The 12,789-nt window shown below is 64.5% G+C and carries 10 protein-coding genes; 7 read left to right on the forward strand and 3 right to left on the reverse strand.

What is annotated here, in order from left to right; genetic code table 11:
* Nucleotides 1–18: 18 nt before the first annotated feature.
* From QQ977_RS07920 to thsB, 5 genes are all read left to right on the forward strand, one after another.
* Nucleotides 19–243, forward strand: coding sequence for a hypothetical protein (locus tag QQ977_RS07920; RefSeq protein ID WP_285928678.1), 225 nt, complete (start codon nucleotides 19–21; stop codon nucleotides 241–243).
* Nucleotides 244–298: 55 nt separating this feature from the next.
* Nucleotides 299–709 (forward strand): DUF7124 domain-containing protein, encoded by a 411-nt coding sequence (locus QQ977_RS07925; protein ID WP_285928679.1) that lies wholly within the window; start codon nucleotides 299–301, stop codon nucleotides 707–709.
* A gap of 63 nt (nucleotides 710–772) precedes the next feature.
* The gene (locus QQ977_RS07930) at nucleotides 773–1,306 is read left to right on the forward strand and encodes a DUF5815 family protein (RefSeq protein WP_285928680.1); all 534 of its coding nucleotides are present in this window, start codon (nucleotides 773–775) and stop codon (nucleotides 1,304–1,306) included.
* Nucleotides 1,307–1,508: 202 nt separating this feature from the next.
* The gene (gene carB, locus QQ977_RS07935) at nucleotides 1,509–4,697 is read left to right on the forward strand and encodes a carbamoyl-phosphate synthase large subunit (RefSeq protein ID WP_285928681.1); all 3,189 of its coding nucleotides are present in this window, start codon (nucleotides 1,509–1,511) and stop codon (nucleotides 4,695–4,697) included.
* Nucleotides 4,698–5,175: 478 nt separating this feature from the next.
* Nucleotides 5,176–6,843 (forward strand): thermosome subunit beta, encoded by a 1,668-nt coding sequence (gene thsB, locus QQ977_RS07940; RefSeq protein ID WP_285925126.1) that lies wholly within the window; start codon nucleotides 5,176–5,178, stop codon nucleotides 6,841–6,843.
* A 199-nt stretch (nucleotides 6,844–7,042) separates the two neighbouring features.
* On the opposite strand, the gene lrp is transcribed toward thsB, so the two are convergent.
* A complete protein-coding gene (gene lrp, locus QQ977_RS07945) occupies nucleotides 7,043–7,504 on the reverse strand; it encodes an HTH-type transcriptional regulator Lrp (protein WP_285925127.1) in 462 nt (153 codons plus the stop codon).
* Between the two features lie 125 nt (nucleotides 7,505–7,629).
* On the opposite strand from lrp, the gene glnA reads away from it, so the two are divergent.
* Nucleotides 7,630–8,985: a type I glutamate--ammonia ligase gene (glnA, locus tag QQ977_RS07950; RefSeq protein ID WP_285925128.1), complete on the forward strand. Its 1,356-nt coding sequence runs from the start codon at nucleotides 7,630–7,632 to the stop codon at nucleotides 8,983–8,985.
* A 64-nt stretch (nucleotides 8,986–9,049) separates the two neighbouring features.
* Here the strand turns inward: glnA and QQ977_RS07955 are convergent, their stop codons facing one another.
* Nucleotides 9,050–9,949 carry a phosphatase PAP2 family protein gene (locus tag QQ977_RS07955; RefSeq protein WP_285925129.1) on the reverse strand — a complete coding sequence of 300 codons (900 nt, stop codon included), beginning with the start codon at nucleotides 9,947–9,949 and terminating at the stop codon, nucleotides 9,050–9,052.
* A 217-nt stretch (nucleotides 9,950–10,166) separates the two neighbouring features.
* Entirely contained in the window at nucleotides 10,167–11,438 is a 1,272-nt protein-coding gene (locus tag QQ977_RS07960; RefSeq protein WP_285925131.1) for a YihY/virulence factor BrkB family protein, read from the reverse strand.
* Between the two features lie 144 nt (nucleotides 11,439–11,582).
* On the opposite strand from QQ977_RS07960, the gene QQ977_RS07965 reads away from it, so the two are divergent.
* On the forward strand, nucleotides 11,583–12,767 hold the full coding sequence (locus tag QQ977_RS07965) for an inorganic phosphate transporter (protein ID WP_285925133.1): 1,185 nt from the start codon (nucleotides 11,583–11,585) through the stop codon (nucleotides 12,765–12,767).
* The last annotated feature ends 22 nt before the right edge of the window (nucleotides 12,768–12,789 follow it).

Genomic DNA, 12,789 nt, shown 5'->3' on the forward strand with positions numbered 1-12,789 from the left:
TAGTATGTACCACGCCCAATGTCCTCAATCGACACTGCTTCCCGAACGCTGACGATTCGACGGACCGACTCGGTGCCCGCCGCCGCCCGAGTTCGACACGTCGACCAACTCGAGGAGTCGGCCCGGGAGCAGTTCTACGATCTCGTCGCATCCGACTCGCCGTCTGCGGCCGTCGACGGGACGTCGTTCGTCGACGGTGAGGTGATCGTCTTCACCGACTACTACCGGATCGACGTCTCCTGATGCAGGTACTTGCGGTATCGAAGCCGTTTTGGCTCGTCCCCGCCACCGCTTCCGTATGAACGGCGGCAGCGACATGACACTCGCGTTCGAACTCGAGGCACTCAAAGAGGTTGCGTCCCCAGAACGGGTCTTCGAGGACGCCCGCGGCTGGTCTGAGTACGTCGGCATCGTCTCCGAGGAGCCGACCTACGTGGTCACGAACTTCACGCGCGAGAATCGCGTCCGACAGGATTTCTTCTCGGGTCCACGCGGCAAACGCGAGAGCCTCTCGAAGGTCAAAGCCCAGTTCAGCACCGAACGTCACGTCTTCATCGGCGCGGGAGACGAGGACGAAGCTCTCGCCGAGGACCTCGAGTGGGAGTATTTAGACGTCGAGGACGCCGCCGAGGCAGCCGAGTGGGAACTCGCAGCCGACGAAGCGGAGGTACCGAGTAATACCGAGCCCGAACGCGACGACTGGCCCTGAGCAGGCGTCCCCTCGCGTCGGCTAGCCGCGGCCCTTATTGGCCCGCCGATCCAACTCGAGGCGATGGCTGAACCCCGCGTTCCGGGCGACGGTGGACGAACGATCGAGCTTCCCTGTGGTGCGACCGTCGATCCCCACGACGTCGACCTCGGGATGCGCGAGTACACCTGTGCGAACGGCGACCGTCACGCGGTCGTCCTCGACGTCCACCCACCGTCGCGGTTCTTCCCGGAGTCGATGGTCGAGGTACTGCGCGAGACGATCGAACCGGCAGACGAGCTCGAGGAGTTCGGTACGCCACACCTGCTCGGGATCGTCATGGAGGAGTTCCCAGCGGAGGTCCTGGCCTACGACGCCTCCGAGGATGGTGCCGTCGGCTACGGCCTGTTGTGGATCGCCGACTTCGATTCGCGCCGACTCCACGAGGTGGTCGTCGAGCTCGTCGTCGAGCTGATGGAACACGCCGTTAGCCACGCCGACGACGAGACTGCCGTCACGGAGTTTCAGTCCCAGCTCGCCGAGTTCGACGTCGAGGCGTTCGTCGAGGAGTACAGACGACAACGGAACTTCGAGAGCGCGGGCGATCGTCCGGTCTGATACGGACCGCTGTCGGTCAGTGCCGGCGAAGCCACAGACGGGTCGCCGGCACATCGGTACAGCAGACCGTATGAGTCGCGTCAGACGCGACTGTCGGCGGTGTGCCAACGCAACCCAATACGAATTTCGAAAAACTCCTTCGAGAATCGTATCGTTTCGTGGGGCTTATTACGATGTGCGAACTTCGAACGGACAAGGACCGATGAGTACGGATCACGACAGTGCCGGAGACGGCACAGGGGACGGACGCACGATTCTACTGATCGGCAGCGGACCGATACAGATCGGTCAGGCTGCCGAGTTCGACTATTCGGGTGCACAGGCCTGTCGGGCACTCCAGGAGGAGGGTGCAGAGGTCGTGTTGGTCAACTCGAATCCGGCGACGATTATGACCGACCCGGAGATGGCCGACGAGGTGTACATCGAGCCGATCACCACCGAGGCGATCGCCGAGATCATCCGGGAAGAGAACCCCGACGGCGTCATCGCCGGGCTGGGCGGCCAGACCGGGCTGAACGTCACGGCCGAACTCGCAGAGGAGGGCGTCTTAGAGGAGCACGACGTCGAGATCATGGGGACGCCGCTGGACACGATCTACGCGACCGAGGATCGTGATCTGTTCCGCCAGCGGATGGAGAAGATCGGCCAGCCGGTTCCCGCCTCGACGACGATCGCACTCGACGAGGGTGAGGAGGTCTCGGAACTGACCGAGGACGACATCGAGGACCGGGTTCAGGACGCCGTCGACGAGGTCGGCGGCCTGCCGGTTATCGCCCGCACGACGTACACGCTGGGCGGTTCCGGCTCCGGCGTCGTCCACGAGTTCGACAAACTCGTCGAACGTGTCCGGAAGGGGCTGCGCCTCTCGCGCAACAGCGAAGTGCTCATTACGGAGTCGATCTCCGGCTGGGTCGAGTACGAGTACGAGGTGATGCGCGACGCCGACGACTCCTGTATCATCATCTGTAACATGGAGAACATCGACCCGATGGGCATTCATACGGGGGAGTCGACGGTCGTCACGCCCTCCCAGATCGTCCCCGACAAGGGCCACCAGGAGATGCGAACTGCCGCCCTCGACGTCATCCGCGAACTCGGCATCCAGGGTGGCTGTAACATCCAGTTCGCCTGGCACGACGACGGCACCCCCGGCGGCGAGTACCGCGTCGTCGAGGTCAACCCCCGCGTCTCGCGCTCGTCTGCACTCGCCTCGAAGGCGACCGGCTACCCGATCGCCCGCGTCACCGCGAAGGTCGCCCTGGGCAAACGGCTCCACGAGATCGAAAACGAGATCACCGGCGAGACGACGGCGGCGTTCGAACCCGCGATCGACTACGTGGTTACCAAAGTCCCGCGCTGGCCCAAGGACAAGTTCGACGACGTCGACTTCGAGCTGACGACGGCGATGAAGTCGACCGGCGAGGCGATGGCCATCGGGCGGACCTTCGAGGAATCCCTGCTGAAGGCGCTTCGCTCCTCGGAGTACGAGCCAAGCGTCGACTGGGCGGACGTAAACGACGAGGAACTCGAGGAGCGCTACCTCGAGCGTCCCTCGCCGGACCGCCCGTACGCGATGTTCGAGGCCTTCGAGCGGGGCTACAGCGTCGACGAGGTCGTCGAACTCACCGGCATCTTCGAGTGGTACACCGAACGCTTCAAGCGCATCGCCGACTCGACGCGTGCCGCCCAGGAGGGTGACTTCACCGACGCCGCGATCGCCGGCCACACCAACGCCGCGATCGCTGCGGCCGCTGGCGGCGAGACCGACGTCGACGCCGTCGAACAGGAGGTGCCCGGTCGCACCTACAAGCAGGTCGATACCTGCGCCGGCGAGTTCGAGGCCGAGACACCGTACTACTACTCCGCCCGCAAGAACGAGTTCGAGGCCGGCCCCCTCGAGGGCCAGGCCGCCGCGGGCGAACTCGAGGTCGACCCCGAGGTCGAGAGCGTCATCGTCGTCGGCGGTGGCCCGATCCGGATCGGGCAGGGCGTGGAGTTCGACTACTGTTCGGTCCACGCCGTCCAGGCGCTGCGCGAACAGGGTATTGACGCCCACGTCATCAACAACAACCCGGAGACGGTCTCGACGGACTACGACACCTCCGACGGACTCTTCTTCGAGCCGATCACGGCCGAGGAGGTCGCAGACGTCGCCGAGGCGACCGACGCCGACGGCGTGATGGTCCAGTTCGGCGGCCAGACCTCGGTCAACATCGCCGAACCGCTACAAGACGAGATCGACCGCCGCGACCTCGAGTGTGAGGTCATGGGCACGAGCGTCGAGGCGATGGACCTGGCCGAGGACCGCGACCGGTTCAACGCCCTGATGGACGAACTCGGGATTTCCCAGCCCGACGGCGGCACGGCCGTCTCGAAAGAGGAGGCCCTAGAGCTCGCCCACGAGATCGGCTACCCCGTGCTCGTCCGCCCGAGCTACGTCCTCGGCGGCCGTGCGATGGACGTCGTCTACGACGACGACGAACTCGAGACCTACATCGAGGAGGCGGTGCGGGTGAGCCCGGACAAGCCGATCCTCGTGGACGACTTCCTCGAGGACGCGGTCGAACTCGACGTCGACGCCGTCGCCGACGGCCGGTCGGTGCTGATCGGCGGCGTCATGGAACACGTCGAGAGCGCGGGCGTCCACTCGGGCGACTCCGCCTGTATGATCCCGCCACGCTCGCTCGACGAGGAGACGATGGCCCGCGTACGCGAGGTCACCGAGGACATCGCGGTGGCGCTGAAAACGCGTGGCCTGCTGAACGTCCAGCTCGCCGTGAAAGACGGCGAGGTGTACGTCCTCGAGGCCAACCCCCGGTCCTCCCGGACGGTGCCGTTCGTCTCGAAGGCCACGGGCGTGCCGATCGCCAAACTCGCCGCGAAGGTGATGGCCGGCGAGACCGTAGCGAGTCTCGACGTCGACGAGCAGATCCCCGAACATACGTCGTTCAAGGAGGTCGTCCTGCCGTTCGACCGCCTGCCGGGTTCGGACCCACGCCTCGGTCCCGAGATGAAATCGACGGGCGAGGTCATGGGGACGGCAAGCGACGTCGGCATGGCCTACTGGAAGTCCCAGCAGGCCGCCCACAACGACGTCAGCGAGGGCACTGCCGTGGTCGACCTCGAGGTCGACGGCTTCGAGGACTTTTTCGAGGTCGCCGAGTTCGACGACGTCCCGGCAGCCATCCGCGAGGGCAAGGTCGACTTCATCGTCAGCCGCGACCGCGAGGCCTTAGAGATGGCCGTCGAGGAGGAGATCCCCTACCTCTCGACGGTGGCAAGCGCCGAGGCCTACCTCGAGGCACTCGAAAGTGCCACGGCTGCAGACGACCTCGAGGTGGCGGCGGTGACCGACCGGCCCAAGCGGACGGCCGACTGGGGCGACGAATAGCGGTCGGCTACCGTTCGAGTTCGGCCGGCGAATCGGTCGCGATCCAGCAGTCGGGTTCGTCTCGATCGCGGAGCTCGAGGGTGCCGTCCGAGCAGACGACCAGTTCGTACCGGTGGTCCATACGCGAGTATCGACTCCGGTCGGTTATCGTAACGGACTCGCTACCTGCGGGTTCGCCGATGGTATGTGGCAGATAACGAGTAGTCCACGTGTCGAAACCCCGTCCTCGTGAACGGTCGACCGACGAGCCGTCGCTGCCCGAACTGGTCGATTCGTGACCCGGCAACGCGAACTAACTTAAATGTGGCGTCTTCTCGAAACGTCCTCGAGCGAGTGCGCCGGTCAGCCGATTCGGGAGAGCCGATGTAACCGGCCGTATTCCGGCGGTTTTCCGCCCCGACCTCGCTTGCCACATCAGGAGACGAATCACAGATACCGGTACTTTTATGTAGAAGGACAATCATAGCTCCGGGTGACTATGAGCCAGCGAATGCAGCAGGGTCAGCCGATGATCGTAATGAGCGAGGACTCCCAGCGCGTCAAAGACGAGGACGCGCAGGACTACAACATCAGCGCAGCCCGTGCGGTCGCCGAGGCCGTCCGGTCCACACTCGGCCCGAAGGGGATGGACAAGATGCTCGTCGACTCGATGGGGTCGGTCACCATCACCAACGACGGCGTCACCATCTTAAAGGAGATGGACATCGACAACCCGACGGCCGAGATGATCGTCGAGGTCGCCGAGACCCAGGAGGACGAGGCCGGCGACGGGACCACGACGGCCGTCGCGATCGCGGGTGAACTGCTCAAAAACGCCGAGGACCTCTTAGAGCAGGACATCCACCCCACCGCGATCATCAAGGGCTTCCACATGGCCGCCGAGCAGGCCCGCGAGGAGACCGACGACATCGCCACGGAAGTTGACACGGAGGACGAGGATCTCCTGCGTTCGGTCGCTGAGACGTCGATGACCGGCAAGGGTGCGGAGGTCAACAAAGAACACCTCTCTCGTCTCATCGTCGACGCCGTCGCAAGCGTCACCGTCGAGAACGACGAAGGCGAGAACGTCGTCGACCTCGAGTTCCTCAACATCGAGAGCCAGGAGGGCCGTGGCGTCGGCGAGTCCGACCTGCTCGAGGGCGGTATCGTGGACAAAGATCCCGTCCACGACAACATGCCCGCCGAGGCCGAGGACGCCGACATCCTGCTGTTGAACGACCCGATCGAGGTCGAAGAGACCGACGTCGACACCGAAGTCTCCGTTACGGATCCCGACCAGCTCCAGCAGTTCCTCGACCGCGAGGAAGAACAACTCCGCGAGAAGGTCGATCACATCGCCGACCTCGGTGCCGACGTCGTCTTCTGTCAGAAAGGCATCGACGACCTCGCCCAGCACTACCTCGCGAAGGAAGGCATTCTCGCGGTGCGTCGCGCCAAGAAGTCCGACCTCGAGTTCCTTCAGGAGGTCGTCGACGCGAACGTCGCCTCCGACTTAGAGAGTGCGACCGAAGACGACCTCGGCCAGGGCGACATCACTCGCGACGACGAGGACGAGCTGTTCTACGTCGAAGGCGAGGACGCCCACGGCGTTACCCTCCTGCTGCGTGGTTCGACCGAGCACGTCGTCGACGAACTCGAGCGTGGCGTCAACGACGCGCTCGACGTCGTCGCCCAGACCGTCTCCGACGGCCGCGTCCTCGCAGGTGGCGGTGCGATCGAGGTCGAACTCGCCTCGCGCCTGCGTGACTACGCCGACAGCGTTTCGGGTCGCGAACAGCTCGCCGTCGAGGCCTTCGCCGACTCGCTCGAGCTCGTCCCGCGCGTGCTCGCCGAGAACGCCGGCCTCGATTCGATCGACACGCTCGTCGACCTCCGTGCGGCCCACGAGGACGGCGACGTCGAAGCCGGCCTGAACGTCTTCTCGAGCGACGTCGAGGACACGTTCGAGGCTGGCATCGTCGAACCGGCCCACGCCAAAGAACAGGCCGTCACCTCCGCCAGCGAGGCCGCGAACCTCGTGCTCAAGATCGACGACATCATCTCCGCCGGCGACCTCTCGACGGACAAAGGCGACGACGAGGAAGGGGGTGCCCCCGGTGCCGGCGGCATGGGCGGCGGCATGGGCGGCATGGGCGGCATGATGTGACGACGGCGTCGTAACCGTCTCACCCGACGGAGCGTCGACCGGCCCAGTGTCCACCCGATCGCGTTTCGACGGCTGTCGCGTCCTGTGTGCCGTCTCGAGTGCGATCGGTGTGTGAACGGTGTTCGTCGCCAGTATCATTGACTATCCGTTCGACGTATCCGACAGGATAGCGCCGCCTTCCGGCGGACGCGACGAACGATCAGTCCTGTTCGATCTCGAGTTCGAACTGCTCGTTCTCGGAGACGGGATTCAGGACGACGCTCGTGTTCGATTCTTTGATGTCGGGATCGGTTAGCAGCTCCTTGATCTGCTTGTTCATCCCGTCGGTGTCCGCGAACTTGCCGATGGCGATGACGTCGTAGTCGCCGGTGACCTCGTAGACGCTCGTCATCTGGCGGTGTTCGCGGAGACTGTCGGTGATCTCGGGCAAGGCGTGTCCCTCGACTTTGAGCTGGATGATCGCGGTGACGTCGTATCCCAACGCGTCGTAGTTGACTCGCGGCGTGTATCCCTCGATCACGCCCTCTTCTTCGAGGTCCGAGAGGTGATTCGAGACCGTCGTCACGGAGACGTCGAGCTCTTCGGCCAGGCTCCGCAGACTCGCCCGACCGTCGCCCAGGAGTGCATTCACCAACTTCGAATCGAGATTTTCGTACGTCATCACGTGCAACAACTCATTCCTCCCTTTAGAACTTTACGAATATGCAGTTTCGGAGTGTGGAGCGGAGATTTGCTCGGATCAGTAGGGTTTTAGTCACAGGGATAGTTGGATACGACGACTAGAGAATGACAACTGGCAATCTCACCACGACGGAACGAGAGGTCCTAGACGAGATCGACGCGAACGACGTCGACTTCCTTCGCCTGCAGTTTACCGACATTCTGGGGACGGTAAAGAACGTCTCGGTCCCCGCCCGCCAGGCCGAGAAGGCGTTTACCGAGGGGATCTACTTCGACGGCTCCTCGATCGAAGGCTTCGTCCGGATTCAGGAATCGGACATGCGTCTCGTTCCCGACCCGGAGACGTTCGCGATCCTCCCCTGGCGACAGGACGAGGAAAGCGCCGCCGCCCGGATGATCTGTGACGTCTACAACACGACCTCGGGCGAACCGTTCGTGGGCGATCCCCGGTACATTCTCACGCAGGCGCTCGAGCGAGCCCGGGAGATGGGGTACACCGTCAACGCCGCCCCCGAACCCGAATTCTTCCTGTTCGAAGAAGACGAGGATGGCCGGGCGACGACCGAGACCAACGACGCCGGCGGCTACTTCGATCTCGCGCCGAAAGATCTCGCCAGTGACGTTCGCCGTGACATCATCTACGGTCTCGAGTCGATGGGCTTCGAAGTCGAGGCCAGCCACCACGAAGTCGCCGAGGGCCAACACGAGATCAACTTCGAGTACGACGACGTTCTCACGACGGCGGACAACGTCGCGACCTTCCGGACCGTCGTCCGGGCGATCGCCGCCGAACACGACCTCCACGCGACGTTCATGCCGAAACCGATCGCCCGCATCAACGGCTCGGGTATGCACACGCACGTTTCGCTGTTCGACGATGACGGCGAGAACGCCTTCCACGACGAGGACGACGAGTTCGACCTCTCGGAGACGGCTCATGCCTTCCTCGCGGGCGTCTTAGAGCACGCGCCGGCGATCACGGCGATCTGTAACCCGACGGTCAACAGCTACAAACGGCTGGTTCCGGGCTACGAAGCACCCGTCTACGTCGCCTGGTCCGACCGTAACCGCTCGGCACTGATCCGCAAGCCCGCCGCCCGGGTGCCCGCAGCCTCCCGGGTCGAACTTCGCTCGCCCGACCCCTCGTGTAACCCCTACCTCGCGCTGGCGGTCATCCTCCAGGCCGGCCTCGACGGCATCGAACGCGACCTCGAGGCTCCCGAACCGGTTCGGGAGAACATCTACGAGTTCGACGAACGGAAACGCGAGGAGTACGGCATCGACACGCTGCCGGCGAACCTCGGCGAAGCGGTCGACGCCCTCGAGGACGACGAGGTCGTCTACGACGCACTCGGCGAGCACGTCGGACCGAAGTTCGTCGAGGCGAAACGACGGGAGTACGAAGAGTACATGATCGACGTCTCGGAGTGGGAACTCGACCGGTATCTCGAGACGTTCTAGACGTCCGTTTCTCGTCTTTCGTCCCGTCTACACTCGATTATGTGAGCTAAACCGGATCTCAATCTCACCTCGCCGGTTCGGGCTCTGTCGACGAGCGACGCGTGATTCGTGACGGAACGAACGCGGGCAAAGAGACGACGGTCGCCGCGGCGACGAACCCGACGATCCACCTGGCGAGGAGGCCGTCGGTCACCGTGAGCACGAGTGCGACCAGTCCTAGCGATCCGACCCCGGCGACGGCCAACCCGGCACCCGTCGGCGTTCGTGGCCAGGGATCACGCGGCGGCGTCGCCAGCCGCCAGGCGACGAGCGCGCCGACTGCACCGCCGAGGAGCGTGGCCGCGTCTGGTTCGGCGCTGACTGCCAGCGCGACGACGCCGACGGTCGCGGCGAGGCCGAACGCGGCCGTTGCCCGATCGTCGATCCGGCGGACGACGGCGAATGCAACCACGAGATACGTCACACCGACCCCGAGTCCGACGACGACGTCGATGGGATAGTGGACGCCGACGGCCACCCGCGAGAACGCCACGAGGATTGGAATCAGGCCGGCGACGACGAGGCGGTCGCGACGCCGACCGACGTCGCTCTCGAGGGCGAACATGCCCCAGACGACGACCGCGGCGAGGGCGTGACCGCTCGGAAACGCCGGCGTATGAACCTCCACGAGCGGTGCGTAGAACAGCCCCGCGACGGTCGGCAGCGCCGCCGGTTCGATGGCCGGTCCGACACCTGGTCGGGAAACTGCGAAGACGCTTTTGATTCCGACCATCAGGGCGTACCCGCCCATGACGATCCCGAGCCACGGTGCGAACCGACGTCGGTCGACGAACCAGAACGCGAGGACGACGACGGGCGCGACGAACCACACGCTTCCGAGATACGAGAGGACGGCAAAGAGCAGCGCCATCCACTCGGGGAACGCGTCTCTGACGGCCTCGACGGTAGCTGGTTCGAACCACATAGCTGGCGTGATCGACGCAGCTGGGGACGGGGACGATGGAGGGTCGACGGTCGAAGACACGACATCGACATCAAAGAAAGTGTCGGCGACCGACGATATCGCCAGAATCATACTGTCGGTCATGGACCGGTGAACTGGTGTGTGCCAGCGCCGGCGGTACAGCCCATGTCACCCCGTCCTCTCTCACGGATAGGTAACGTATGTATGACCGACAGTATCAGGAACGCCACTCGCCGATTCGATCGCGAAGCCGACCCGGAACGCCGAGGACGGAAAGCCCCGCGCCGAAAAGTACCATCAGCAGGTAGACGCCGATCGTCGAAGTCCAGACGACGAACATCGCGAGGATCGCCCACCCGCCGGAGAGAAAGTAAAAGGCCGCGATTGTCATCGCCGTACCGTACCCCAAGACCAGGTACGGTCCCCAGCCACGGGCGTGACTCTGCCGGATACGCCGCCGGACGTATCGTTTGAGTTCCCCCTCGAGCGATTCTTTCCGGACGGTCCGGCGGTCGACGTCCTCCTCGAGGTCCTCGAGCTCGTCCCGCAATCGCTCGATCTCCTCGCGCAGGACGTCGGGATCGTCGGCGCGGTCGCTCGTTCGCGCACTCGCCCGTCGATCACCCGGCTCGTCGTCGCCCTCCGTGGCGTCGTCGGTCATCGCTTCGTGACGAACCTGTCGCGCGCCGGGACTTTGTAGCTGCCGGTCCAGATCGCGGCCGGCGAGTACGGCGTTGAGGATTGCCCCGAGGACGAGCACCATCGAACCGACGTACAGCCACGTGAGGACGAGAAAGACGCCCCCGAGTGCGCCGTACAGCGCGTACGTCCCCGCAAGCGCCGTGTAGACGCTGAAGGTCCTGCTCAGGAGCGTCCAGCCGAGAGCCGCAAGCGCCGCACCCGGCAACGCCTCCCGGAGGCTGACGTTCGCGTCGGGAAACACGACGTACATCGGAAGGAAGGCGACGAGCAGCGTGACGACGAGCAGAACTGGCCCGAATACGGCGAGCACGTCCGTCGTCGCCGCGCCGATGGCAGCTTCGATCGTCCCGAGCGCGAGCAGCCCGAACGTGACCGCGACGAGTACGATCGCGCCGTCGAGAAACTCCCCGAGTAACGACTTCGATTCGACGCTGCCGTACACTTCAGAGAACGCACGATCGAGTCCGCGTAACACCCGCGTGCCGCTCCAGACGAGTCCGACGAACCCGACGACCGTCGCACCACCCCTGCCGGTCTCTTCGGTGATCGCCTCCGCGAGCAGCTCCTGTGCACTCGGGGTGAGCACGTCACGTACCGCCTCCGTCGCGAGCTCGGCGAGTACCTCGCCGCCGACGAGCGTCGCGACGGCGACGCCGAGCAACGCGAGCGGAATCAACGAGACGAACGCGTAGAACGCGACGCCCGCGGCCACGAAGGTGAGTTGCTCGGCTCGAGCCAGCCGGATTACGCGTCGGACGGTCCGAGGGCTGTCTCTGTCGTCGGTCACGGAAACTACGTCGACGCCGAGAGACAAATATGCGAACGGGTGGGCGTCGCGACACTGCGAACGGCGACCCACGTCCATTACATCGAGGTAACGTGTTTGTCTGCTACACTACTTACTTTACAATCACACCTGTATTATCCACCGATGGTCGAAACCGTTCTGTTGGTCGGGATCGTCGCCTCGATTTTCGTCGGGTTCAACATCGGCGGATCGTCGACGGGGATCACGTGGGGGCCGTCCGTCGGCGCGGGAATCGTAACGAAGACGACGGCGGCGGCGGTCATGACGTTTTTCGTCTTTCTCGGCGGGTGGACCGTCGGTCGGAACGTGATGGACACCCTTAGCGAGGGTATCGTCACGATCGATCTCACGCTGACGGCGGGTGTCGCCGTCCTCTTTTTCATCGGACTGGGGATTCTCGTCGCGAACATCTTCGGCGTCCCCGTCCCGACGTCGATGACGACCGTCGGCGCGATCGCCGGGCTGGGACTCGCGACCGACACGCTCAACTACGAGACGGTCGCGTGGATCATCTCCTGGTGGATCGTGACGCCGATCGTCGGATTCTGGGCCGGTGGGATCATCGGCCGTTACATCTATCCGTGGGTCAACCGGCGGGTACAGATCGAGACGTCCGACGGGCCGTTGCTCGCTTTCGATCGTAGCGGCGCGGTTCCGACGCCGACGCTGGGTCCGAACACGACCAGGGTGGAACTCGCCACCACGGCGCTCGTTCTCGTCATCGGCTGTTACATGGCGTTCAGCGCTGGCGCGAGTAACGTCCCGAACGCCGCTGCGCCGCTTGTCGGCGGCGTCGATGGGCTGGACGTCGACGCCGCGATCGTCGTCGCCACGCTCGCGATCGGCCTCGGCGGGTTTACGATCGCTCGCCGGACGATGGAGTCGGTCGGCGGCGAACTGAGCGACATCCCGCTTCTTGCGGCACTATTCGTCATGGTGACCGCATCCACGATCACGACCCTCCTCTCGTGGGCCGGCATCCCGATCAGTCTCGTGATGGCGACGGTGATGACGATCGTCGGCATCGGGTGGGGTCGGGCGACCCGTCCAATCACCGTCCGCGAGGCGGTCACCCGCGAGCCGGAGATCGAAGAGCGTGAGATCGAACTCGGCGCCATCGTCGCCGAAGAGAAAGAAGGCGAAGAGGCACCGCCCATCGGCGAGGAAGAGCCCGAAGAAGTGCTTCGTGGCGAAGACCTGTTCAACCCCCGGGCGGTGATCAAGTACGTCTCGATGTGGATCATCGGGCCGTCGATGTCGACGATCCTGGCGTACGGGTTTTTCCTCCTCCTGCCGGGGATCGCTTGACGGAAACTTACGTCCCCGGACG

This window comes from Natrialbaceae archaeon AArc-T1-2 (assembly GCF_030273315.1).
GTDB lineage: Archaea > Halobacteriota > Halobacteria > Halobacteriales > Natrialbaceae > Tc-Br11-E2g1.

Bases quoted from the DNA above. Each gene is read 5' to 3' on its own strand.
- QQ977_RS07920 (WP_285928678.1), top strand. From the start codon at position 19: ATGTCCTCAATCGACACTGCTTCCCGAACGCTGACGATTCGACGGACC.
- QQ977_RS07925 (WP_285928679.1), top strand. From the start codon at position 299: ATGAACGGCGGCAGCGACATGACACTCGCGTTCGAACTCGAGGCACTC.
- QQ977_RS07930 (WP_285928680.1), top strand. From the start codon at position 773: ATGGCTGAACCCCGCGTTCCGGGCGACGGTGGACGAACGATCGAGCTT.
- carB (WP_285928681.1), top strand. From the start codon at position 1,509: ATGAGTACGGATCACGACAGTGCCGGAGACGGCACAGGGGACGGACGC.
- thsB (WP_285925126.1), top strand. From the start codon at position 5,176: ATGAGCCAGCGAATGCAGCAGGGTCAGCCGATGATCGTAATGAGCGAG.
- lrp (WP_285925127.1), bottom strand. From the start codon at position 7,504: ATGACGTACGAAAATCTCGATTCGAAGTTGGTGAATGCACTCCTGGGC.
- glnA (WP_285925128.1), top strand. From the start codon at position 7,630: ATGACAACTGGCAATCTCACCACGACGGAACGAGAGGTCCTAGACGAG.
- QQ977_RS07955 (WP_285925129.1), bottom strand. From the start codon at position 9,949: ATGTGGTTCGAACCAGCTACCGTCGAGGCCGTCAGAGACGCGTTCCCC.
- QQ977_RS07965 (WP_285925133.1), top strand. From the start codon at position 11,583: ATGGTCGAAACCGTTCTGTTGGTCGGGATCGTCGCCTCGATTTTCGTC.